The organism is Saccharopolyspora sp. NPDC003752 (assembly GCF_053605825.1).
This window is the reverse complement of record NZ_JBSGJZ010000002.1, coordinates 109346-131346: the sequence shown is the minus strand read 5'-3', so window position 1 is coordinate 131346 and position 22001 is coordinate 109346. Positions and strand designations below refer to the sequence as shown.

The following is a 22001-nucleotide window of genomic DNA, read 5'->3' as shown; positions in this document are numbered from 1 at the left end:
CCTAGAACAGGTGGGGAATCGGCACGTTCAGGGCGCCGACGAAGATCAGGTAGAAGACCGCCACGATGCCGACGGCGCCGAGAGCGGACAGCCGCCACGACTCGCGGCCGAGGAAGCGCAGCCACGCGAAGACCAGCAACGCGCCCGGGATCTCGAACCCGATCACGCCGACCAGGGCGGCGAACCCGGCCATACCGGCCACCGCGCCGAGCACCGGCAGGCCGGACGACGACAGCCCTTCGGCGTCGTTCGTGCGCCGCGCCAGCAGCGCGAGCACCACGCCGAGCACCGCGATCGCGGTGCTGACCAGGAACGGCCAGGTTCCGGCGGACGGCGCGGCCGCACTGCCCAGGCCCAGTGCCCACGAACCGGCCATCCCGGCGCCGCCGATGCCGGCGATCACCAGCGCCACCACCAGGTTCGCGGCCGCGCCGGCCGGTTCGCCGTCGCGCCGGGCATCGCTCACTTCGGCCCGCCGAGGTCGATGCCGTAGCGCTGGATCAGGGCTCGGTAGCTCTCCAGCGAGCCGGTCCACTCCTGCGCGACCTGCGCGCCGTCGACCTCGTGCGGGGTGAGCAGGTTGTCCTCGTTGAACTTCCGGTACCGCTCGGTGGCGAACGTCGTCCGGAAAGCCTGGCGCAGCCGGTCCACGACCTCCCGGGGCGTGCCCTTCGGGGCCACGACCGCGCGGAACTGCGAAACCCGCACGTCGTAACCCTCTTCCACGGCCGTCGGGGTGTCCGGGAGGTACTGGTTGCGCTGCGCGGCGAAGGTGACCAGCGGGACCAGCTCGCCCGCCCGGATCTGGCCGATCGCCTCGCCGAGCTGGACGGAGGCGACGTCCACCTGGTCGCCGAGCACCGCGGTCATCGCGGGCGACCCGCCGTCGAACGGGACCGCGGTGCCGGCGATCCCCGCCTGCTTGAACAGCAGTTCCTGGGAGAGCTGGCTGCCGGTGCCGACGCCGGTGGTGCCGAACTTGAGGTTCCGGTGCGCGTCCACGAGGTCCCGCACCGACTTCAGGCCGGAGGCGGCGTTGGCGACCAGCACGTAGTCGTCCTGCGAAATCCCGGTGACCACCTCGAAATCGTCGATCGCGACGGCTTCCTGCGGCGCGGCCGCCAGCGGCGTGATCGCGGTCAGCGAGGCGTTGATGACCATGATGTGCTGACCGTCCGGCTGCTTCCCGGCGAGTTCCCCGGCGGCCAGGGCGCCGTTGGCGCCGGGCGTGTTGACCACGGGCATCGGGACGCCGAGGTCGTCGGCCGCGCCCTGGGCCAGCGCGCGGCCGATCAGGTCGGTGCTGCCGCCCGGGGCCTGGCCGATCGTCATGGTGACCGGCCCGCTCGGGAACTTCCCGCCGCCACTGCTGGAGAGGTTCCCGCCGCACGCGGCGAGCGACAGGGAAAGAGCCGCGGCGAGCACGGACACCGCCCCTCGGACTGGCGCCTTCGACGTCACCTGGGTCAATGCCTTCTCCTTCGGTCCGCTGGGCCGCGCGCTCGGTGTGAGTGCCGTCACGGTGAGGAACGCTGGGCAGCCTAAGAGCGCGAAAAATGCGTGTCCATGGCTATTTCGGCATCGACCGATACCTTGCGCGCATCGCGGGGCGTCGCCGCCGCGCGAGCCGGGCCGCCAAGTGTCCAATGCGGACCGGGTATTGATCGATGTCGAATCGGTGTTGGACCGGCATCGGTGCGCGACTCTAATGTCCCGGTAACGCGGGGTGATCCGCGAAACCGCTTGAACGGAGTGAACCCATGACGACGACCGACTCCGCCACGCTGGACCGGATCACCGGAGTCAAGATCTCCTCGGTGACGCTGCCGCTGCCCACCCCCATCAGCGACGCGAAGGTGCTCACCGGGCGGCAGCAGCCGATGACCGAGGTGGCGATGCTGTTCGCCGAGATCACCACCGCGGGCGGGCTGGAGGGCGTCGGGTTCAGCTACTCCAAGCGGGCCGGTGGCCCCGGCCAGTACGCGCACGCCCGCGAGATCGCCCCGGTGCTGCTCGGCGAGGACCCCAGCGACATCGCCAAGATCTGGGACAAGCTCGCCTGGGCGGGCGCCTCCGTCGGCCGCAGCGGCCTGTCGGTCCAGGCGATCGCCGCCTTCGACGTGGCGCTGTGGGACCTCAAGGCCAAGCGCGCGGGACTGCCGCTGGCGAAACTCCTCGGCTCCCACCGGGATTCGGTGCGCTGCTACAACACCTCCGGCGGCTTCCTGCACGCGCCGATCGAGGAGGTCCTCGACCGCGCCGCGGAATCGGTGGCCAACGGCATCGGCGGCATCAAGATCAAGGTCGGGCATCCCGACAACGCCACCGACCTCGCCCGCGTGACCGCGGTGCGGGAGGAGATCGGCGCGGACGTCGCGCTGATGGTCGACGCCAACCAGCAGTGGGACCGGCCCACCGCGCGCCGCATGTGCCGCGCCCTGGAGCCGCTGAACCTGGTGTGGATCGAAGAACCGCTGGACGCCTACGACTTCGAGGGGCACGCGGTGCTGGCCGCGAACTCCGACACCTCGATCGCCACCGGCGAGATGCTGACCAGCGCGGCCGAGCACCGCGAGCTCATCCGCGCCGGCGGCGCCGACATCGTGCAACCGGACGCCCCGCGCGTCGGCGGCATCACCCAGTTCCTCAAGGTGATGGCGCTGGCCGACGACCGGAACCTCCAGCTCGCGCCGCACTTCGCGATGGAGATCCACGTCCACCTCGCCGCGGCGTACGCCCGCGAGCCGTGGGTCGAGCACTTCGAGTGGCTGGACCCGCTGTTCGACGAGCACCTCGAGATCTCCGGCGGCCGGATGCACATCTCCAGCCGTCCCGGACTCGGCGTGACGATCAGCGACCAGGCCCGCGCCTGGACGGTCGCGCACGAGGAATTCCGCGACCGGGGCCTGCTCTGAAAGCCGTAGCGGTCACAGGCGTTCGAACCGGATCACCGACAGCGCCGACGCGGCCAGGTCGGTGACGTCGCCCCGTTCAGCGGGCCGGCATCTGCGGATCGGAATGCGGATGCCACCGGTCAGCCCGCTCCAGGGCGCCGGCGCGGCAGGCGCGCCGCCAGCAGCACGATCAGCACCCCCGCGAACGGGACGACCACCAGGCCGAGGCGCAGGCTGACCGCGTCCGCGAGCAGCCCGACGACCGGCGGGCCGGCCAGGATGCCCAGCCGGTAGACCCAGCCGACGACCGCGATCCCGGTTCCGCCCGGCAGTCCGGGGAGCTCGTCGGCCGCGTGGAACCCGGCCGGGATGATCGTGGCGACGCCCCAGCCGGCGAGCGCGAATCCGGCCAGCGTGCTCGGGACCGACGGCCACAAAAGCGCCGAGCCGACACCGACGAGCACCGCGATGCCGCCGATTCGCGCCACCGCCCGGTTGCCGAACCGGTCCACCAGACGATCGCCGGAGAGCCGGCCGACCGTCTGCGCCACTTGCAACGCGACGAACGCCATGCCCGCGAGAACCGGCGCGGCATCCAGCGAATCGCGCAGGTACACCGCGCCCCAGGACGCCGCGGTGTCCTCGACCAGCGCCGCCGCGGCGCACAGCGCGCCCAGCGCCAGCAACGCGAGCAGCAGCTTGAAGCGCGGTCTCCCCCGGTGTCCGCCCGTGCGCTCGGCATCATCCCGGCCGGGCAACAGGAACCGGGCGCAGACGACCGCAGCGGCGGCCAGGACGACGGCGGCCGCCGTCAGGTGCACGGGCAGCGGCAGGGCCGCCCCGGCGGCCAGCGAGCCCGCCGCGCCGCCGATGATCGCGCCGACGCTCCACATCCCGTGGAAGGAGTTGACGATCGACCGCCCGTAGCGCCGCTGCACCCGCAGCCCGTGCGCGTTCATCGCCACGTCCACGATCGCGTCCATCGCACCCGCGAGGAAGAACGCCGCCGCCAGCTGCCACCAAAGCCCCACGAACCCGATCAGCACGAGATCCGCCGCCAGCAGCACCGAGCAGCCGACCGCGACGACCGCCGACCGCCAGCGGGCCAGGATCGGCCCGGCCAGCAGGCCGGCGACCAGCGAACCCAGCGGCAGCGCCGCGATCGCGGTGCCCAGCGCGGCGTTGGACAGGGCCAGGGCGTCCTTGAGCTCCGGGTAGCGCGGCACGACGCTGGCGAAGCTCGCCCCGTTGACCAGGAACAGCGTGGCCACCGCCAACCGCGCCGCCACCGGCCGCCGATCCGTCGCGACCTCGGGCATACCCGTCCTTCCTCCGGAGTCCCCGACGATCATGCCAAGACCCGCCTGCGCGCGCCGCCGGTTTTTCGCGCTCCCCGCACCGCCGAGTTAGGGTCCGGTGGGGTGAATCCCGATGCCGAGTCCACAGTGGAGGATCAGTTGAGCGTGCCGGTCGAGCTGTCCACCGGGTCCGGGACGTACCTGCTGCGCCGGGCGACCGGCGACGATCTCGGGCCGATCGTCGGATTGCTGGCCGCCGACCAGCTCGGCTCGACCCGGGAGTCCGCCGCCGACCTGGCCCCCTACCAGCGGGCTTTCGAGGCGATCGAGGCCGATCCCGCGCAGCTGCTGCTGGTGGCCGCGACGCCGGGCGGCGAGGTCGTGGCGACCATGCAGCTGACGTTCATCCCCGGGCTGGCCCGGCGGGGCGCGCTGCGCGCGCAGATCGAAGCGGTCCGCGTCCACGAGCGGCACCGCAGCCGCGGCCTCGGGCGCGTGATGTTCGACTGGGCCATCGCCGAGTCCCGCCGACGTGGCTGCGCCCTGGTCCAGCTGACCACGGACAGGCAGCGCTCCGACGCGCACCGCTTCTACGACCGGCTCGGGTTCGAGGCCTCGCACGTGGGCTACAAGCTCCGGCTGTGACCGCCGGTTACGCTGGCGGGGCGATGCGACGCAAGCTCAGATCGCCGCTGCCCCAGCGGCACGGCCTGGACCCCGTCCGGTTGCGACTGCCCGCCGACGGCCACTGGGCCACCGTCCGGGACCACCTCGTCGACCGGATACCGAAGCTCGCCCCGGAACGCATCGACGCCATGCTCCGCGAAGGCCGGATCGTCGGCGTCGACGGCCCGCTCGCGCCCGACGCGCCGTACGCGCCGGGCGGGTTCGTCTGGTTCCACCGCGACCTGCCCGACGAGACGCCGGTGCCGTTCGCCCTGGACGTCGTGCACCGCGACGACGGCCTGCTGGTCGTGGACAAGCCGCACTTCCTGGCCACCACGCCGCGCGGCGGGCACGTCGTGGAGACGGCGCTGGTGCGGCTGCGGCGCGACCTGGACCTGCCGCAGCTCAGCCCGGCGCACCGGCTGGACCGCCTGACCGCGGGGCTGGTCATGTTCGTGCTCAAGCCCGAGCTGCGCGGCGCCTACCAGACCCTGTTCCACGACCGCCTGGTGCACAAGGAGTACGAGGCCGTCGCCCGCTTCGACCCCGGGCTGGCGATGCCGCGCACGGTGCGCAGCCGGATCGTCAAGCACCGCGGCGTGCTCGCCGCCTGGGAGGAACCCGGCGAGCCGAACAGCGAAACGCGCATCGAGCTGATCGAGCACCGCGACGGCCTCGGCCGGTACCGGCTGCTGCCGCGCACCGGCCGGACCCACCAGCTGCGGGTGCACCTCAACGGCCTGGGCATCCCGATCCTCGGCGACGACCTCTACCCCGTCGTCCGCGACCGCGCCGCCGACGACTTCACCGCGCCCCTCCAGCTCCTCGCCCGGGCGCTGGAGTTCACCGACCCGATCAGCGGCCGGCGACGCCGCTTCGAGACCCGCCGGAGCCTGGCGGCATGGTCCGATGTGGACGGTCATCCGGCTCCGGCCGGCTAGTCCTCGGCCGGCTTCCAGCGGCGGAACGGGCCGAGTGGGTGATCGCCGCCGCCGGACGCGCTGCCAAGATCGGCGGAATGAGCGAGGAAGTGGGACGCGATCCGCAGTACGAGGTGTTCGCCGATGAATTCGCCGAGCACGCCGAGAACGGCTTCTACAACGCGCACTACGACCGGCCGGCCTGCCTGTCGCTGCTCGGTGAGGTGGCCGGGAGGCGCGTGCTCGATGCCGCCTGCGGCCCGGGCCTGTACGCCGGGGAACTGGCCGCCCGCGGCGCGCAGGTGATCGGCTGCGACATCAGCGAACGGATGGCCGGGCTCGCCGGCGCCCGGGTTCCGGCGGGCGAGTTCCGGGTGCACGACCTGGCCGAGCCGCTGGACTGGCTGCCGGACTCATCGGTCGACCTGGTGCTCTTCGCGCTGGCCGTGGAATACCTCGACGACCGGGTCGCCGCGCTGCGCGAGTTCCGCCGCGTGCTGCGGCCCGGCGGGGCGCTGGTGATGTCGCGCATGCACCCCACCGGCGACTGGCTCCGCCACGGGGGCAACTACTTCGAGCCGCGCGTCGTCGAGGAGACCTGGAGCCGGGGCTGGCGGGTGCGGTTCTGGATGACTCCGCTGGAGATGACCTGCGAGGAGCTGTTCCAGGCGGGATTCGTCATCGAGCGCCTGCTCGAACCTCGCCCGGCCCCGGCAGGCGCCGCCATCAACGCCGCGGCGTTCGACCGCCTGCACCGCGAACCGAGCGGGTTCCTCGCCATCCGCGCCAGGCCCGGCTCGTGAGGACTACAGGTAGCCCTTGCCGTCGAGGTAGGCCTTGCGCCAGCGGAGGATCTTGGTGTCGGCGAACAGGCCGGCCTTCGCGAAGGGGTCCGCGGCGATGAACTCCTCGGCCGCCGCCCGGGTTTCGACGTCGAGCAGGTAGACGCCGCCGGTGGCCGCATCGCCGTCGTCGGCCAGCTTCGCGCCGCAGGCCAGCAGCAGCTCCTTGTGCTCCTCCAGGAACGCCAGGTGCGCGGGGCGGTTGTCCAGCCGCACCTGCTGGTGGTCCGGTTTGTCGAATGTTTCGATGAAATAAGGCATTTCACCCTCCTGGTCGGACAGCGGCCGGTGCGCCCGACAGCACAGCAGGCGCACCGGCCGGCGAACAACGGCTCAGCCGAGGAATCCCCAGAGCAGGATCGCGGCGATGTAGATCAACCCGACCCAGAACATCATGATCACCGTGTAACCCATGACGTCCTTGAGGCGCAGCCGCGACAGCGCCAGCGCGGGCAGGATCCAGAACGGCTGCACCAGGTCGTTCCAGGCGTTGCCGAGCATGACCGACATCGCCACGTCGGGCATCGGCGCGCCGATCGCGTTGGCCGCGTCGACCATGAACGGGCCCTGGATGACCCAGTGGCCGCCGCCGGAGGGCGCGAAGAAGTTGATGACGAACGAGCTGATCAGGCCCCAGAACCCGAGCGTCTCCGGGGTGGAGATGTCCACGAAGACCTGCGAGATCGTGCCCACCAGGCCGGAGGCGGCCATGATCGCCATGATGCCCGCGTAGAACGGGTACTGCAGGACGATGCCGGAGATCGTCTTGATGCCCTCGCCGAGCTTGGCGACGTAGGCCTGCGGCGTGCCCAGCAGCAGGATGCCCAGGAACAGGATGAAGAAGTTCACCAGGTTCAGGTCCGCCGCGCCGCCCTTGACGAAGTAGACGACCACGTAGACCATGCCGAGCGCGCCGATCAGCAGGCTCAGGACGCGGCTGTTGTTCAGCCGCGACGCGACGGTGACGCCGCCGAAGTCCGCGGACTCGACGGCCGCGGACTTGCTCTCGGTGTGCAGCGCCGGGTCGATCTCCTTGACCGGCTGGCCGGGTTTGGGGTGCAGCATCGCGTTGAGGACCGGCAGCGTGATCAGCACGGCGAGCGCGGTCAGCAGCATCGGCAGCGAGAAGATCGTCTGCCCCAGGGCGATGACGCCCATCTTGCTCTCCAGCGAGTGCCCGCTGGTGGAGATGGTCAGCGGGATCGTCGCCGACAACCCCAGGCCGTACATGGTGAAACCGCTGTAGGCGGCGGCGATGATCAGCGGGTAGTGCACGCCGGGCACCTTCAGCGCCAGCTTCTTCGCCACGATCCCGCCGATGACCAGGCCGAAGCCCCAGTTCAGGTAGGAGCCGACGGCGCCGATCAGGGTGGCGACCGCGACGGCCGTGCGCGGCTGGTGCACCCGGGCGACCACCGCGTCGAGCAGCCGGTCGGTCACCGGCGCGCTGGCCAGCACGTACCCCATGGCCAGGATGACGGCCATCTGCGTGGTGAAGGACAGCAGGTTCCAGAACCCGTCGCCCCACGCCTCGGTGATCTCGAGGAAGCCCTTGCCCTCCACCGTCAGCGCCAGCAGCAGGGTCAGGAAGGTCAGCCCGATGGCGAACACGAACGGATCGGGCAGGTACCGGCGCATCAGCTCGGTGAAGAAGTTGGCGATCTTGGTCATCTGTGCTTTCCCTAGCGCGCCGGGACCTTCCCGGTGCGAAATGCGTCAGAGCGTGGCCACCGGGGTGACCGGCGAACCGGCCGCGCCCGGCAGGTTCAGCGGCGGGGCGGTGAGCAGGAAGCGGCTGCGGCCGCTCGCCCGCAGGTGTCCGGCGAGCGGCGTGAGCCGCCACAGCTCGCCGAGGTGCACGCCGAGCTTGAACAGGCAGTGCTCGTGCAGCGGCAGCACGGCGTTGGGGCCCGGCGCCGCCGGAGCCGGGAACGCCTCCACCGCGTAGTTGTCGGCCACCAGCGCGGCCAGCCCCGACTCGGTGATCCAGCGCAGCAGCTCCGGGTCGCGTCCGTTGAGGACGGCGCCGAACCCGTGCAGCACGTCCGGATCGGGATTCCCCCGCATCGACAGCACCTTCTCGGCGAAGCCGGTGTGCAGGCAGACGATGTCGCCCGGTTCGACGACCACGTCGTCGGCGGCCATGATCCCGGCCAGCGCATCGAAGCCGACGAGGGTGCGCTCGCCGCCGAGGTGGGCGTGCAGGTCGATCAGCACGGCCCGGCCCTGCACCGCTTTCCGCGCCATGTGGTCGATCCCGAGCGGCCCGGCCGACGACGTGCTGGCACCGTGCAGGGTCTGCATGCCCGCATCGTCGAGCCGGGCCGGGCCGACGACGTGCTCCGCGGCGCGGAAACCGTTGTAGAACACCGGTTCCGCGACCCCGTCACCGTCGGCGTCGAACATCGAACCGGCGTGCGCCAGCGAGTCCCACTGCGTCGAGTACTGCAGGTGCAGGACCGCGAGGTCGTCGCAAAGCACGTCGGTGTGCCCGGGGTCGATGCGGTCCATCTCGAAGTTGTAGTTGACCTCGCCTGCGCGCCGGTTCGGCCGCAGGACCGGCGGGAACCGGTTGGGGTTCAGCGCGGTGCCGCCGGGCAGGTCCAGCGGCAGGCTCAGGCAGTGGGTGACGCCCTCGACGACCTCGGCCACGCCCTCCCGGACCTTCTCCGGTGTGAGCAGGTTCAGCCGCCCCAGGTTGTCGTCCGGCCCGAAATCGCCCCAGTTGGACCCCTCGGGACGCCGCACCCAACGCGGATTCTCCATCTGTGCCTCCAGAAGAACGGGGTGCGGCTTCCCCGCCGGACGGGGAAGCCGCACCCGGTCGCGCCCGGTTACGCGGGAACAGCCTCGGCGCGCGAGGCCCGGTCGGCCTCGGCACGCTCGTCGTGGTTCGGGCGGCGCAGCAGCAACAGCATGCAGCCGAGGGTCAGCACCACCTGGAAGATCGCGTAGGCGATCACCGCGGTGATCGAACCGGACAGGTTCAGCAGGAACTGGCCGACGATCGGCGTCGTGCCGCCGAGCAGCGTGCCGCACATCTGGTAGCACAGCGAGATGCCGGTGTAGCGCACGTGCGCCGGGAACCGGCTGGCGAGCATGCCCGCCAGGGCCGCGTAGTACAGGCAGTGCGGGATCGTCGCGATCGCCACGCCGAACATCGCCAGCCCGTAGTTCTCGGTGCCGATCAGCACGAACATCAGCGGCAGCAGCACGACCTCGGGCAGCAGCATCACGGTCACCGCGCGGGACCAGCTGCGCATCCTGGTGGCGATGACGGCGCCGAAGGGCTGCACGATGATCTGGGTGATGTTGGCGACCAGGATGATCGTCAGGAACGAGCTCTTGTCGAAGCTGAGGTGGCTGGTGGCCCAGGACAGCGCGAAGGTCGACTTGAAGTAGGTCGCCGACAGGCCGATCGTGCAGGCCCCGATGCCCAGCGCCAGCAGCGCCGGGTGCGAGCGGACGACCTCCCACACCGGCAGCTTGGCGACCTTCTTGCGCTCGATGAGGTTCGCCATCGCCGGCGACTCGGTGACCCGCATCCGGATGAACAGGCCGACCAGCACCAGCAGCGCCGAGGCCAGGAACGGGACGCGCCAGCCCCAGCCCAGGAACGCCTCGTCCGGGAGCTGGCTGATGGCCAGGAAGCTGACCGTGCTCAGGGTGTTGCCGACCGGCGAGCCCTGCTGGGCGAACGCGCCGTAGAGGATGGACTTGCCCTTGGGCGCGTGCTCCGAGGCGATCAGCACCGAGCCGCCCCACTCGCCGCCGAGGCCGATGCCCTGCACCATGCGGATGGTCACCAGCAGGATCGGCGCCCACACGCCGATCTGGGCGTAGCCGGGCAGCACGCCGATCAGGGTCGTCGAGATGCCCATCAGCAGCAGCGTGATGACCAGGGTCTTCTTGCGGCCCAGCCGGTCGCCGATGTGGCCGAAGATGATGCCGCCGATCGGGCGGGCCAGGAAGCCGACCCAGAAGGTCGCGAACGCGACCAGGGTGCCGATCGCACCGTCGAGCTCCGGGAAGAAGACCTTGTCGAAGACCAGGGCCGAGGCCGTGCCGTAGATGTAGAAGTCGAACCACTCGATGGTCGAGCCGATGAAGGCCCCGATCCCGGCGCGGTTGGCCGTTCGGCTCTGTTCGCGCGCGTTGGCCGCACCCATGCATTCTCCCTTGAAGCTCGGTGCCGGCGGGCGTCCTCGAACGGCGCCCGCGTCCCGATGTGATGGCGGTAACCGTGCCACCCAAACCTAGACGTGTCCAATACAGAATCAGTGCAACAGTGAGACGTCAGGCTTATTAATTCGCCGGAACACCCCAGGTGAGCGGCCGTCGGCGATCAGCCGCCCACGGGCGTGGGCAGGGCTTCCTCGGCGATGCCGAGCACGGTGCGCAGGGCCGCGGAGGTGTTGTCGGTGCGCCAGGCCAGCGCCGCGTGCAGCAGCATCGGCGCGCCCGCCAGCGGCCGGTAGACCGTGCCGGTCTGCTGGATGTGCTGGCAGGACGTCAGCGTCAGGGTGACGCCGACGCCCGCGGCCACCAGCGCGAGGATGGTGTAGGAATCCGGCGCCTCCTGCACCACGCGCGGGTTGAACCCGGCGGACACGCACGCCTTGACCAACGCGTCGCGCACCGTGGACCCGGCGTTGGACGGGAAGCTGACGAACGGCTCGTCGGCGAGGTCCTCGATCGCGATCCGCTCCCGCCCGGCCAGCGGGTGATCCGTCGGCAGCGCGCAGATCAGCTCCTCCACCTCGATCACCCGGGTCTGCACGCCCGGGGTCGGCGAGCCGACCTGGTTGACCGGCAGCCGCACGAAACCCAGGTCCAGCGAGCCGTCGGCGACCTTCGCCAGCGCCACGTTCGCGTAGGTCTGGCCGCGCATCACGAGCTCCAGGCCGGGATGCGCGGCGCGCACCGCGCGGGTCAGCCGGGGCAGCGACTCGTGGCTGGAGGCGCCGGCGAAGCCGACGGTGACCCGCCCGTACTCGCCGCGGCCGGCGGCCTTCGCGGCGCGCACCGCGATGTCGACGTCGTCGAGCGCCGTGCGGGCGGGCTCCAGGAACGACTCGCCGGCGCTGGTGAGCCGGACCGAGCGGGTGTTGCGCTCGAAGAGCTGGACGCCGAGCTCCTTCTCCAGCTGGCGGATCTGCTGGCTCAGCGGCGGCTGCGCCATCTGCAGCCGCTTGGCTGCGCGGCCGAAGTGGAGTTCCTCGGCGACGGCGACGAATGCGGTGAGGTAGCGCAGCTCCACGGTCGACCTCTGTTCACCCCGGAACCCGGGGAATCCATAAGAAATGACTCTTGATCCGACACTAATTCAGTATTAGACAGCTATCAATGCCGCCTGGCAATGTGCTGTGCATTCGAAGCGCACACCGAGGAGCCCCGACGATGCAGAACCCGGTCGCCGAGTCGACGACGCCGGTCCCCCGGCCCGACAAGACCATGACGATGCGGGACGCGATCGCCGCGTTCGTCCCGGACGGGGCGACGGTCGCGCTGGAGGGCTTCACGCACCTGATCCCCACCGCGGCCGGGCACGAGATCATCCGGCAGGGCCGCGAGGACCTCACCATCGCGCGGATGACCGCCGACATCGTGACCGATCAGCTCATCGCCGGCGGCTGCGTCCGCAAGCTCGTGTCGTCGTTCGTCGGCAACTCCACCGCCGGCTCGCTCGGCGAGCTGCGCCGCCGCATCGAGACCGGGCAGCCCGCGCCGCTGGAGTTCGAGGAGTACAGCCACTACGGGATGATCTGCCGGTACCTCGCCGGCGCCCAGCGGCTGCCGTTCTACCCGCTGCGCTCCTACGGCGGCAGCGACGTGCCTGCGGTGAACCCCGGCATCCGCAAGGTGGCCTCGCCGTTCCCGGGCCCGGACGGCGAAGCGGAGCAGATCTACGTGGTGCCGCCGCTGAACCCGGACGTCACGATCGTGCACGCGCAGCGCGCCGACCGGGCCGGCAACACCCAGATCTGGGGCCTGACCGGCATCCAGGCCGAGGCCGTCTACGCCGCGAAGCACGCGATCATCGTGGTCGAGGAGGTGGTGGCCGACGAGGTGATCCGCTCCGACCCCAACCGCACGGTCATCCCGGCGCACGCGGTGGACGCGGTGGTGGAGTGCCCGCGCGGCGCGCACCCGGCCTTCGCGCAGGGCTATTACGACCGGGACGGCGACTTCTACCGCAGCTGGTCGCACATCAGCAAGGATCCCGAGCGGCTGCGGGCCTGGCTGGACGAGTGGATCCGCGGCACCCGCGACCACGCCGAGTACCTCGAGAAGCTCGGCGCCGAGCACTGGGCGGGCCTGGCGGTGGGCGAGGCGTGGAGCGAACCGGTCAACTACGGGCGCCGGCTCTGACGGGCAGAACGAAAGGATTTGTCGTGATGAACGCTGTCTCCACCGGTTCAACGGGGTCCACTGTGGCCGTTACGTCCTCCGAGCTGCTCGCCGCGGTCGCGTCGCGGGAGCTGGCCGGCAAGAACACCGTCTTCGCCGGGATCGGGCTGCCGACGCTGGCGGTGTCGCTGGCGCAGCTGACCGTCGCGCCCGGCATCGAGATCGTCTACGAGTCCGGCGTGTGCGGGGCGCACCCGTCGCAGCTGCCGGAGACGATCGCCGACGCGGTGCTGATCACCGATTCCGAGGCGGTGCTGCCGATGACGGCGCTGTTCGGCTACGTCCTGCAGGGCGGCCGGATCGACGTCGGGTTCCTCGGCGCGGCGCAGATCGACAGGTGGGGCAACCTGAACTCGTCGGTCATCGGCGACTGGCACGCGCCGAAGGTGCGGCTGCCCGGCTCGGGCGGGGCGATGGAGGTGATGGCCAACTCCCGCGAGGTGTTCGTGGTGATGCGCCGCCACGACCCGCGTTCCTTCATGTCCGAACTGGACTTCTGCACCTCGCCGGGCCCGGACCGGGCGCTGCGGGACGGGATCCGGCCGCTGGGCGCGGGCGTCACGCGGGTGATCACCGACCTCGGCATCCTGGCGCGCGACGGAGTCGGCGAGGAGCTGCGGCTGGTGGCGACTCACCCCGGCGTCACGGTGGACCAGGTCCGCGCGGCGACCGGCTGGGACCTCCAGGTGGCCGACGAGCTGACCACCGTCGAGCCGCCCACGGCAGCGGAACTCCGCCTGCTCCGCGAGGACGTCGACCCCGACCGGGTCTACCTCCGCTGACCCGGCTCGTGAGCACTTTGGACCGCTGCAACAGCCCGAAGTGCTCACGAGTCCCGATCATGCTCCCGTCTGCACCTGGAGCAGGGTCTTGCCGATCACCTGGCGGTTCTGCATGGCCGCGTGGGCGTCGGCGGCGCGCTCCAGCGGGAAGGTCTGGCCGATGGTCGGGGTCAGCAATCCCGCCGCCGCTCGGGAAAGCGCTCGTTCCTTGCGCGGGCGCGCGGTCGCCGCGAAGCCGAAGAGCTGGTCGAGGCCGATCACGGTGACCTCGCGGCGCTCGGCCTCCGCCCCGTCGATCTCGCTCGGCGCGCCGCTGGAGGCGCCGTGCACCGAGAACCGCCCGCCGCGCGCGGTCAGCTCGAACGCCTCCCGGCCGATGGTTCCGCCGATGCCGTCGAAGACCAGGTCCGGGCCCCGGCCGGCCGTCGCCGCCAGGACCTGTTCGCGCCAACCGGATTCCGCGTAGTCGACCGCCAGCTCGGCTCCCAGCGAGAGCACCAGCTCGCGCTTGCGCTCGCCCCTCGCCGCGCCGATGACGCGCGCGCCGGCGGCGCGGGCCAACTGCACCAGCAGGCTGCCGACGCCGCCACCGGCCGCCTCGACGAGCACCCACTCCCCCGGCTTGATCGCCGCGTTCTCGGCCAGGCCGATCGCGGTGGAGCCGTCGTCGAACAGCGCCGCCGCCTCCGGCAGCCCCAGCCCGTCCGGGACCGGGAACAGCGCGTCCTCGTCGGCTACCGCTTTCTCGGCGTTCCCACCGAGCCCGTCGGCAGTGTGGGCGACCACCCGGCGGCCGATCCAGCTCGCGTCTACGCCGTCGCCTGCCGAGAGCACCGTTCCGGCCACCGTCGCGCCGGGCACGTAGGGCAGCTCCGGCAGCGGTGGTCCCGGCGAGAAGCCCTGGCGCAGCTGGGTTTGGACGAAGTCGATGGCGGCGACCTCGACGCCGATCACGACCTGCCCGGCCCCGGCGACCGGATCGGGCGCCTCCGCCACGACGAGCACCTCGGGCCCACCGAACTCGCTCACCCGCACAACCCTCATGACCGCTCCTCCGAACTCCGTCGACTGTGCACCAACCTCCAACCTCGACCGCACTGAAGATCATCCGGTTGTGACGCGGATCTCACATCGCGAAGAACAGCGGGGCCTGAGCCCTGGCACGGGCTCAGGCTCAGCCGCGCGATCACATCGAGGAGGGCAGCACCAGGAAGCCCCATGCCAGGATCGGGCCGGCACCCACGATTCCCGCCGTGTAGCCGATGATCTGCTTGTAGAAGCGGTCCCGGTCCACACCGCGGGCGTTGCTGAGCACCAGGGCACCGTTCGTCGAGAACGGCGAGGTGTCGACGATCGTGGTGGAGATCGCCAGCGCCGCCACCAGGCCGACCGCGCTGATGTGGCTGGCCAGCAGCAGGGGCACGGCGATCGGGATGATCGCGGTGAGGATCGCCGTCGACGAGGCGAACGCCGAGACGATCGCGACCACGAAGCACAGCAGCAGGGCCACGAACAGCGGCGCGCCCATGCCCGCCGCGCCGTGCGAGACGGCCTCGATGGTGCCCGCCTTCTCCAGGATCTCCACGTAGGTGACCATGCCCGCGACCAGCAGGATCGTGGACCAGCTGATGCCCTCGACCGCCTTGGACTGGTTCTTGATGTCGACCAGCGTCAGCGCGGTGGCCGCCAGCAACGCGAGGAATCCGATCTCCAGGTGGAACACCAGGGCACCGACGACCAGCCCGGCCAACGCGACCAGCGTGACCCCCTGCCGCCAGGTGAGCTCGCCGGCCGACAGCTCCGGCTCGTCGGCCTCGTCGGGCGCGACTTCCCGGGCCTGCCGCTTGGCGAATCCGCCCAGCAGGAAGAAGGTGATCAGCGACAGCAGGAAGTTGAAGCCGAAGCTGGCCAGGAACAACAGGTGCGGCGCCACGTGCAGCGGCGTCTTGTCGACCATGCCCAGCACCAGGGCGCCGGAGACGGCGATCGGCGAGAACGCACCTGCGTGCGCACCGCTGATCACCATCATGCCGACCATCAACTGGCTGATGCCGAAGCGGTAGGCGAAGTTCATGCCGACCGGCGCCAGCAGCGCCACCGCGGCCGGGGTGAACGTGCCGAACGCGGTGAGCACGGCGGCCACCACGAACAGCACCCAGGGAATCAGCGCGGCCTTGCCGCGCACGAGTTTGATCCCGGCGCGCACCAGCACGTCGATCGTGCCGTTGCGCTGGGCGACCGAGAACAGGTAAGTGACACCGACGATCGTCACGAACAGCGAGACGGGGAAACCTTCGAAGATCTCGTCCTCGGACAGCCCCAGCGAGGCGGTGCCGACGACGAACGCGCCGATGAAGGCGAGGATCCCGATGTTGATGGGCAGCACGGTGGCCACGACGAACATGACGCCGAGCGCACCGATGGAGATCATTTCGGCAGACATCGTTGTCCTATGCGGTTGGAGATCGGGCGGATGTTAGGCCGGGATGAGGTCCGGAACCAAGATGTCGGCGTCGCAGAGGATGCGAGCGGCTCGCCGAACGGTGACCCGGCGGGGCGTTGCCCCGGTGAGATCACCGCAGGTGACGGCGACGACACCGGCCGGAGTTCCGATTCGCAGCGTCGGACCGGTGCTCGCCGACGCGCCGCGCACGACGGTTCCGCCGAGGAGGTTCGCCACGGCGATGCCGACGGCGGAGGTGAGCCCGATGGCGGGGTGCGGCGCGTTCATGGACAGCATCCGCACGGCCACGTCGTAATCCTCGGCGGCGATCTCGTCGCCCATGGTCGTCCGGTAGGGCGCTGGTTTGCCGACGATGCCGACCTTCGGCACGGCGTCGTTCGGCTCGGCACCGGGTTCGGCCAGGCCCATGCGCCGCGCCGCCTCGTGCCGGACCGCGCGCAGGGGTTCGACGAGCTCGCGCATCTCGGTGAGCGATTCCACCGCGGTGCGGCCGATTCCGGCAGCGTCGAGCAGCACCATCGGCGCCCCGGCGTCGATCATGCTGACCGTCGCGGGAAGCCCGCCCCAGGTCAGCTGGCCGGCGACTTCGCCGGTCGGGGTGACCGATCCGGTGGTGCGCCCGGCCGGGTCGAGGAAGGTCAGGCCGACCGCGACTCCCCCGGCCCGGGTGCCCGGGACCGTCTGGGTGCCGAACTCGTGGACGCGGCCGCCGGCGGTGTCCACTTCGGCCTCCAGGACGGCGCCGGTGTTGGTGTTGCGCAGCACCACGCGGGTGAGATCGCCGGTCACGGGCACGAAGCCGCGGGCCACGGCCCACAGCGCGATCGCGGTGGCGCAGTTGCCGCAGTTGCTGCCCCATTCCACCCGCCCGATCCCGATGCCGACCTGGCCGAACAAGTACTCGACGTCGACTCCGGGGGCGTCGGAGGCGCGGACGATGGCCGCCTTCGACGTGGTGGGGGTCGCGCCGCCCACGCCGTCCAACTGCACCGGATCGGCGGCCCCGTAGGCGTTGACGAGCAAGCCCTCAAGGCTGTCCACAGTGGAATACACAGTGGCAGGGAGCGTCGACTCGTCGAAGAGCCAGCACTTGCTGGTGCCGCCGCGCACCAGCGTTGCGGATACGTGCACTGGAACGTTCTTCCTACTCAGGTGGGTTCGTCGGCGTTCACCCTGACAAGACCGAGCATTCAGTACAATGTTCAAGTCCTTACGCTGACTTAAGCAGCGCTAACAGCTGGCCCGGCGGGTCGGGGAGGGAGCCCCATGCTGGACGTTCGGCGCGTGTTGTTGCTGGTCGAGGCCGCCGATCGCGGCTCCCTCACGGCGGCCGCCGAGTCGTTGATGATCACGCCCTCCGCGGCCTCCCAGCAGATGTCCCGGCTGGAAGCGGAGGTCGGCCAACCGCTGCTGTACCGGCTGCCCCGCGGCGTGCAGCTCACCGACGCGGGCCGGGCGCTCGCCGAGCGCGGCCGCGCGATCCGCCGCGAACTGCGCGGCGCGCAGGCGGATCTGGATTCACTCGCCAGGTTGGACCAGGGCACGTTGCGGCTGGGCTCGTTCCCGACGGCCAGCGCCTCGCTGCTGCCGCTGGCTTTAACGCGCTTCTCCCGCAAGCACCCCGGAATGCGCACCAGCGTCCGCTCGGCGCTGTTCGCCGAGCTGATGGAGTTGTTGCACACCGGCGAAATCGAGCTCGCGATGCTGTGGGACTACGAGTGGGGCCGCATCGACGACACGTCGCTGGAAGTCGACCACCTGCTGGACGACCCGACGGTGCTGGTGGTGCCGGCGAACTCGGAACTGCTCGACGAACCCGCCATCGGGCTGGCGGACCTGGCCGAGCACAAGTGGATCATCCGCGCGGACAACCACCCGGTGGCCGAGGTGCTGCGGCGCAGCTGCCGGCTTGCGGGGTTCGATCCGATGATCTCCTACGAATCTCACGACTACCAGGAGGCGCAGGCGATGGTCGCGGCCGGTCTCGGCATCGCGATCGCGCCGCGGCTGGCCCTGACCAACCGGCGCCACGACGTGCGGCTTGTCAACTTCGCCACCGACGTCCCGGCGCCGACGAGACGAATCCTGTTGGCACGGCTGGCGAACCGAACACCAACCCCGGCGACGGTGGCGATGACGGAGATCCTGCACGCGGTGTCGCAGAAGTTCACCGACACCAACCTGCACCTCGCCCAGCTCGGCACCGTCCGGGCGAGGAGCACGTCATGAAATCCAGCAATGGATTCCCGCGCACCGGGAGCAGCCAGGCTCAGCGGACGTTGCGGCGGAGGCGGACCCGGTAGGAGTAGTGCTCCGGCAGGAAGTAGCTGACCGCCAGCTCCACGGGTTCGCCCGTCGTCGACTGGTACATGCGGTCGATGCGCAGCAGCGGGCGTTGCGGCTCGCAACCCAGGTGTTCGGCGATCTCCGGGGTCGCCATGCCCACCGTGATGCTCTGCTCCGCCTCCGCGATCGGATCGGCCAACCTGTCGTCGAGCAGGCCGATGATCGTCACGCCGCTGCGTGCGCCGGGCTCGGTCAGCTCCGGGACCGACTCGACGAGCTTGCCCACCGCGGGCGGCAGGAACACCGTGGTCAGGCAGAACGGGACATCGTCGTGCAGCCGCCGGAACTCCAGGGTGTGCACCCGGTCGGACTGCAGCCGCAGGCGGCCCGCGGCGTCCAGGTCGACCTGCTGGCGCAGCGGGGTGATCAGCTCCATCGTCGTGTCGATCGACAGCCCCATCAGGTCGTCGATGGAGCCGAACTGGCGCAGGTACTGCTCTTCCCGCGGCGCCGCGAAGGTGCCGCGCCCCGGGATCCGGTAGACCATGCCCTCGGCGACGAGGTCCTGGAAGGCGCGGCGGACGGTCTGCCTGCTGACGCGGTGCGCCTCGGCGAGCTCGGCCTCGGTGGGCAGCCGCTTGCCCTCGGGGTAGTCGTGCTGCAGGATCGCCGCCCGCAGCTCCCGCGCCAGTCGCAGGTACGCGCTCTCCCGGCCATCGGTCCGCTGTGCCACATCCACCTCCCGGCTTGTCGCTCCTGACCGTAGCGGAAACTCGTGAGCGCTCGTTCCGGCTCTTACCGGAGCGAGCGCTCACGAACTCCGTTGGGCGCCGGCGTCAGGCGTCGAGGCCGCCGCGCTTGACCAGCTGCGCCGCGATGACGTTGCGCTGGATCTCGTTGGTGCCCTCGCCGACGATCATCAGCGGCGCGTCGCGGAAGTAGCGCTCCACGTCGAACTCCGTCGAGTAGCCGTAGCCGCCGTGGATGCGCACCGCGTTCAGCGCGATCTCCATGGCCACCTCCGAGGCGAACAGCTTGGCCATCCCCGCCTCCATGTCCACCCGGCGGCCCGCGTCGTACTCCCGAGCGGCGTGCAGGGTGAGCTGGCGGGCGGCGGTGAGCTTGGTGGCCATGTCCGCCAGGTAGTTGCCCACCGACTGGTGCTGCCAGATCGGCTTGCCGAAGCTCTCCCGCTCCTGGGCGTAGCGCAGCGCGTCCTCCAGGGCTGCCTTGCCCACGCCCAGCGCGCGGGAGGCGACCTGGATGCGGCCGGTCTCCAGGCCCTTCATCATCTGCGCGAAGCCCCGGCCCTCCTCGGTGCCCAGCAGCGCCGATGCCGGTGCGCGGTAGTCCTCGAAGGACAGTTCGCAGCTCTCCACGCCCTTGTAGCCGAGCTTGGGCAGGTCGCGGGAGACGGTCAGGCCCGGGCCGTGCTCGACGAGCAGGATCGAAATGCCCTTGTGGCCGGGCTTCGCGGCCGGGTCGGTCTTGCACATCAGCGCGATCAGCTCGGACCGGCGCGAGTTGGTGATCCAGGTCTTGGCGCCGTTGACGACGTACTCCCCCCCACCCTCCCGCCGGGCGTTGGTGGTCATCGCCTGCAGGTCGGAGCCGCCGCCCGGCTCGGTCAGCGCCATCGTCGCGCGGATCTCGCCGGTGGCCATCTTCGGCAGGTACTTGCGCTTCTGCTCCTCGGTGCCGAAGTTCAGCAGCAGCTTGGACACCACGGTGTGGCCGCCCATCGCGCCGGCGAGGCTCATCCAGCCGCGGGCCAGCTCCTCGACGATCAGCACGTAGCAGGGCGTGGAAACCGGTGTGCCGCCGTACTCCTCGGGGATCGCCAGCCCGAAGATGCCCAGTTCCTTCATCTTCTCGATGAGGGCCTCCGGGTAGGTGTTGGAGTGCTCCAGCTCCTGCACCACGGGTTTGACGGACTTGTCGACGAAGTCGCGCACCGTTTCCACGGCGAGCTTCTCGTCGGCGCTGAGGATGTCCAATGTGCTCAATGCATCGCTCCCTTGCCGTGCTCGATCCTCACTCGACCGCTCCGGTGCGGGGGAACGTCCGCTGCAGCAGCTCGCGGACGGACTTCCAGTCCGCCGCCGCCAGCAGCCCGGGCACGTCCTCGCCGCAGGCGGTGAACTTCTCGCGCAGTTCCGCTTCGGTCGGCGGCCGCGACGGCGCGCCCGGCGGCTGCGCCAGGCTCACCCGCAGGGCCGGCCCGTCGTGTTCGACCTCGATGTCCACCTCGCCGGTGAGCAGGCCCTCCTCGCCCGGCGTGTAGGACACCTCGACCTGCCGCAGCAGGCTCTGGGCGCTCTCCCGGTTGACGGCGTCGTCGGTGAACGCGGCGAAGTCCGGGTAGTGGTCGAGCAGCGCTGTGGCCACCGCGTAGGGCAGGCTGAACTTGCCCTCCAGGCCGGTGCCGGGCCGGTCGTGGATCAGCGGTTTGACCGTCGGTTCCGGCGTGCTGACGCGCACGCCGCGCACCGCTCCCCGGATGTCGTGGCGGATGTCGCGCAGCGCGGCGATCGGCCGCTGCATCGCGTAGCAGCAGGGGTAGACCTTGATGGCCAGGCCGCCGGGCACCGCCGGGCCCGCCAGGTCCAGCCGTCCGGTGCCGCCGACCAGGTCCAGCCAGGCGTCCAGCGCGCTCGGGTCCGCCGTCGCGCCCGCCCGCGCGAGCCCGGCCGCGCGAACCCCGGCCTGCGCGGCGAACCCGACCTGCAGCGACTTCCCGTGAGTGCCGAAGGCGTTCTGCACGCCGCCCGCGGCCGGGACGGCCAGCGCCATCGCGGTCGCCAGCTGCTCGGCGGACAGGCCCAGCGCGATTCCGGCCGCGACCGCGGCGGCCGGTGCGCCGGCCGTGCAGGTGGCGTGCCAGCCGGCCGAGTAGTGCGACCAGCCCAGTGCGCTGCCCAGGCGCGCCATCACGCCCGCCCCCGCCAGGTACGCCCGGGCGTCGCCGCCAGTGGCGAGCACGACCGGGACGGTCACGACGCTGATGTGCGTGGTCGACTCGATGTGCAGGTCGTCGAAGTCCAGCACGTGACCGATGGCCGCCCAGCGCGCCGCGTCCGGCAGCCCGGCCGCGATCCCGGTCAGCGGGTGGTTGCGGGCGGCCAGGGTGACCGCGGCGGTGTCGACGAGGGAGCGCTGGGCGAGCGCGAGATCCTCCGCGCTCGGTTCGAGCTCGGCCGCCCACTGCGCGAGGGACTCAGCGATGGATGCCATTGGGACCTTTCCGCCAGCGCGCCACGCCCTGCGGCGTCGCCACGTCGATCAGCCGGACGTCAATCTTTGTACGGCCAAATGTGTCGCCCGGTCAAGACCTACCGCCATTCGCCGGAAACCGCGACCTGTTGGCGGAATCACCGCCGACTCCGGAACCTGGTCGTTGACGCCGCGCGGCGGTGAGCACAGACTTGCCCACAGTTT

The 22001-nt window shown here is 70.9% G+C and carries 21 protein-coding genes; 7 read left to right on the top strand and 14 right to left on the bottom strand.

What is annotated here, in order from left to right; translation table 11 throughout:
* Position 1: 1 nt before the first annotated feature.
* Both ACWEV3_RS03460 and ACWEV3_RS03455 read right to left on the bottom strand, forming a co-directional pair.
* Positions 2–466 carry a tripartite tricarboxylate transporter TctB family protein gene (locus ACWEV3_RS03460; protein WP_452612350.1) on the bottom strand — a complete coding sequence of 155 codons (465 nt, stop codon included), beginning with the start codon at positions 464–466 and terminating at the stop codon, positions 2–4.
* Positions 463–1461 carry a tripartite tricarboxylate transporter substrate binding protein gene (locus tag ACWEV3_RS03455; RefSeq protein WP_452612651.1) on the bottom strand — a complete coding sequence of 333 codons (999 nt, stop codon included), beginning with the start codon at positions 1459–1461 and terminating at the stop codon, positions 463–465. Before ACWEV3_RS03455 ends, ACWEV3_RS03460 begins: the two co-directional genes overlap by 4 nt.
* A gap of 299 nt (positions 1462–1760) precedes the next feature.
* On the opposite strand from ACWEV3_RS03455, the gene ACWEV3_RS03450 reads away from it, so the two are divergent.
* On the top strand, positions 1761–2915 hold the full coding sequence (locus ACWEV3_RS03450) for an L-talarate/galactarate dehydratase (RefSeq protein WP_452612349.1): 1155 nt from the start codon (positions 1761–1763) through the stop codon (positions 2913–2915).
* 119 nt (positions 2916–3034) lie between these two features.
* Here ACWEV3_RS03450 and ACWEV3_RS03445 read toward each other — a convergent pair whose 3' ends face one another.
* The gene (locus tag ACWEV3_RS03445; RefSeq protein ID WP_452612348.1) at positions 3035–4213 is read right to left on the bottom strand and encodes an MFS transporter; all 1179 of its coding nucleotides are present in this window, start codon (positions 4211–4213) and stop codon (positions 3035–3037) included.
* A gap of 156 nt (positions 4214–4369) precedes the next feature.
* Between ACWEV3_RS03445 and ACWEV3_RS03440 the strand changes: the two genes are divergently transcribed.
* The 3 genes from ACWEV3_RS03440 to ACWEV3_RS03430 all read left to right on the top strand — a co-directional run bounded on the left by ACWEV3_RS03440 (position 4370) and on the right by ACWEV3_RS03430 (position 6581).
* Positions 4370–4837, top strand: coding sequence for a GNAT family N-acetyltransferase (locus ACWEV3_RS03440; protein WP_452612650.1), 468 nt, complete (start codon positions 4370–4372; stop codon positions 4835–4837).
* A gap of 23 nt (positions 4838–4860) precedes the next feature.
* Complete coding sequence (locus tag ACWEV3_RS03435; RefSeq protein ID WP_452612347.1) at positions 4861–5799, top strand: pseudouridine synthase; 939 nt, start codon at positions 4861–4863, stop codon at positions 5797–5799.
* Between the two features lie 77 nt (positions 5800–5876).
* The gene (locus ACWEV3_RS03430; protein WP_452612346.1) at positions 5877–6581 is read left to right on the top strand and encodes a class I SAM-dependent methyltransferase; all 705 of its coding nucleotides are present in this window, start codon (positions 5877–5879) and stop codon (positions 6579–6581) included.
* 3 nt (positions 6582–6584) lie between these two features.
* Here ACWEV3_RS03430 and ACWEV3_RS03425 read toward each other — a convergent pair whose 3' ends face one another.
* The 5 genes from ACWEV3_RS03425 to ACWEV3_RS03405 form a co-directional block, all read right to left on the bottom strand.
* Positions 6585–6881, bottom strand: a complete 297-nt coding sequence (locus ACWEV3_RS03425; protein WP_358574200.1) for a YciI family protein — start codon at positions 6879–6881, stop codon at positions 6585–6587.
* Positions 6882–6953: 72 nt separating this feature from the next.
* On the bottom strand, positions 6954–8291 hold the full coding sequence (locus tag ACWEV3_RS03420; RefSeq protein WP_358574201.1) for a short-chain fatty acid transporter: 1338 nt from the start codon (positions 8289–8291) through the stop codon (positions 6954–6956).
* Positions 8292–8336: 45 nt separating this feature from the next.
* Complete coding sequence (locus ACWEV3_RS03415; protein WP_452612345.1) at positions 8337–9386, bottom strand: cyclase family protein; 1050 nt, start codon at positions 9384–9386, stop codon at positions 8337–8339.
* A 68-nt stretch (positions 9387–9454) separates the two neighbouring features.
* Complete coding sequence (locus ACWEV3_RS03410) at positions 9455–10789, bottom strand: MFS transporter (protein WP_452612344.1); 1335 nt, start codon at positions 10787–10789, stop codon at positions 9455–9457.
* A gap of 176 nt (positions 10790–10965) precedes the next feature.
* On the bottom strand, positions 10966–11880 hold the full coding sequence (locus tag ACWEV3_RS03405; RefSeq protein WP_452612343.1) for a LysR substrate-binding domain-containing protein: 915 nt from the start codon (positions 11878–11880) through the stop codon (positions 10966–10968).
* Positions 11881–12020: 140 nt separating this feature from the next.
* Between ACWEV3_RS03405 and ACWEV3_RS03400 the strand changes: the two genes are divergently transcribed.
* On the top strand, positions 12021–12992 hold the full coding sequence (locus ACWEV3_RS03400; protein ID WP_452612342.1) for a CoA transferase subunit A: 972 nt from the start codon (positions 12021–12023) through the stop codon (positions 12990–12992).
* A gap of 26 nt (positions 12993–13018) precedes the next feature.
* On the top strand, positions 13019–13813 hold the full coding sequence (locus ACWEV3_RS03395; RefSeq protein WP_452612341.1) for a CoA-transferase subunit beta: 795 nt from the start codon (positions 13019–13021) through the stop codon (positions 13811–13813).
* A 57-nt stretch (positions 13814–13870) separates the two neighbouring features.
* Here ACWEV3_RS03395 and ACWEV3_RS03390 read toward each other — a convergent pair whose 3' ends face one another.
* From ACWEV3_RS03390 to ACWEV3_RS03380, 3 genes are all read right to left on the bottom strand, one after another.
* Entirely contained in the window at positions 13871–14857 is a 987-nt protein-coding gene (locus ACWEV3_RS03390) for a zinc-binding dehydrogenase (RefSeq protein ID WP_452612340.1), read from the bottom strand.
* A gap of 142 nt (positions 14858–14999) precedes the next feature.
* A complete protein-coding gene (locus ACWEV3_RS03385; protein WP_452612339.1) occupies positions 15000–16256 on the bottom strand; it encodes an SLC13 family permease in 1257 nt (418 codons plus the stop codon).
* Positions 16257–16289: 33 nt separating this feature from the next.
* Positions 16290–17408 (bottom strand): PrpF domain-containing protein, encoded by a 1119-nt coding sequence (locus ACWEV3_RS03380; RefSeq protein ID WP_452612338.1) that lies wholly within the window; start codon positions 17406–17408, stop codon positions 16290–16292.
* Positions 17409–17543: 135 nt separating this feature from the next.
* Between ACWEV3_RS03380 and ACWEV3_RS03375 the strand changes: the two genes are divergently transcribed.
* Positions 17544–18506 (top strand): LysR substrate-binding domain-containing protein, encoded by a 963-nt coding sequence (locus ACWEV3_RS03375; RefSeq protein ID WP_452612337.1) that lies wholly within the window; start codon positions 17544–17546, stop codon positions 18504–18506.
* A 40-nt stretch (positions 18507–18546) separates the two neighbouring features.
* Here the strand turns inward: ACWEV3_RS03375 and ACWEV3_RS03370 are convergent, their stop codons facing one another.
* The 3 genes from ACWEV3_RS03370 to ACWEV3_RS03360 form a co-directional block, all read right to left on the bottom strand.
* A complete protein-coding gene (locus ACWEV3_RS03370; RefSeq protein WP_452612336.1) occupies positions 18547–19296 on the bottom strand; it encodes a GntR family transcriptional regulator in 750 nt (249 codons plus the stop codon).
* Positions 19297–19399: 103 nt separating this feature from the next.
* A complete protein-coding gene (locus tag ACWEV3_RS03365) occupies positions 19400–20569 on the bottom strand; it encodes an acyl-CoA dehydrogenase family protein (RefSeq protein WP_452612335.1) in 1170 nt (389 codons plus the stop codon).
* 28 nt (positions 20570–20597) lie between these two features.
* Positions 20598–21797, bottom strand: a complete 1200-nt coding sequence (locus ACWEV3_RS03360) for an MmgE/PrpD family protein (protein WP_452612334.1) — start codon at positions 21795–21797, stop codon at positions 20598–20600.
* Between the last annotated feature and the right edge of the window lie 204 nt (positions 21798–22001).

Coding starts and splice junctions, on each gene's coding strand:
- ACWEV3_RS03385 (WP_452612339.1), bottom strand. CDS start 16,256: ATGTCTGCCGAAATGATCTCCATCGGTGCGCTCGGCGTCATGTTCGTC.
- ACWEV3_RS03430 (WP_452612346.1), top strand. CDS start 5,877: ATGAGCGAGGAAGTGGGACGCGATCCGCAGTACGAGGTGTTCGCCGAT.
- ACWEV3_RS03410 (WP_452612344.1), bottom strand. CDS start 10,789: ATGGGTGCGGCCAACGCGCGCGAACAGAGCCGAACGGCCAACCGCGCC.
- ACWEV3_RS03420 (WP_358574201.1), bottom strand. CDS start 8,291: ATGACCAAGATCGCCAACTTCTTCACCGAGCTGATGCGCCGGTACCTG.
- ACWEV3_RS03415 (WP_452612345.1), bottom strand. CDS start 9,386: ATGGAGAATCCGCGTTGGGTGCGGCGTCCCGAGGGGTCCAACTGGGGC.
- ACWEV3_RS03360 (WP_452612334.1), bottom strand. CDS start 21,797: ATGGCATCCATCGCTGAGTCCCTCGCGCAGTGGGCGGCCGAGCTCGAA.
- ACWEV3_RS03425 (WP_358574200.1), bottom strand. CDS start 6,881: ATGCCTTATTTCATCGAAACATTCGACAAACCGGACCACCAGCAGGTG.
- ACWEV3_RS03390 (WP_452612340.1), bottom strand. CDS start 14,857: ATGAGGGTTGTGCGGGTGAGCGAGTTCGGTGGGCCCGAGGTGCTCGTC.
- ACWEV3_RS03450 (WP_452612349.1), top strand. CDS start 1,761: ATGACGACGACCGACTCCGCCACGCTGGACCGGATCACCGGAGTCAAG.
- ACWEV3_RS03395 (WP_452612341.1), top strand. CDS start 13,019: ATGAACGCTGTCTCCACCGGTTCAACGGGGTCCACTGTGGCCGTTACG.
- ACWEV3_RS03400 (WP_452612342.1), top strand. CDS start 12,021: ATGCAGAACCCGGTCGCCGAGTCGACGACGCCGGTCCCCCGGCCCGAC.
- ACWEV3_RS03375 (WP_452612337.1), top strand. CDS start 17,544: ATGCTGGACGTTCGGCGCGTGTTGTTGCTGGTCGAGGCCGCCGATCGC.
- ACWEV3_RS03435 (WP_452612347.1), top strand. CDS start 4,861: ATGCGACGCAAGCTCAGATCGCCGCTGCCCCAGCGGCACGGCCTGGAC.
- ACWEV3_RS03445 (WP_452612348.1), bottom strand. CDS start 4,213: ATGCCCGAGGTCGCGACGGATCGGCGGCCGGTGGCGGCGCGGTTGGCG.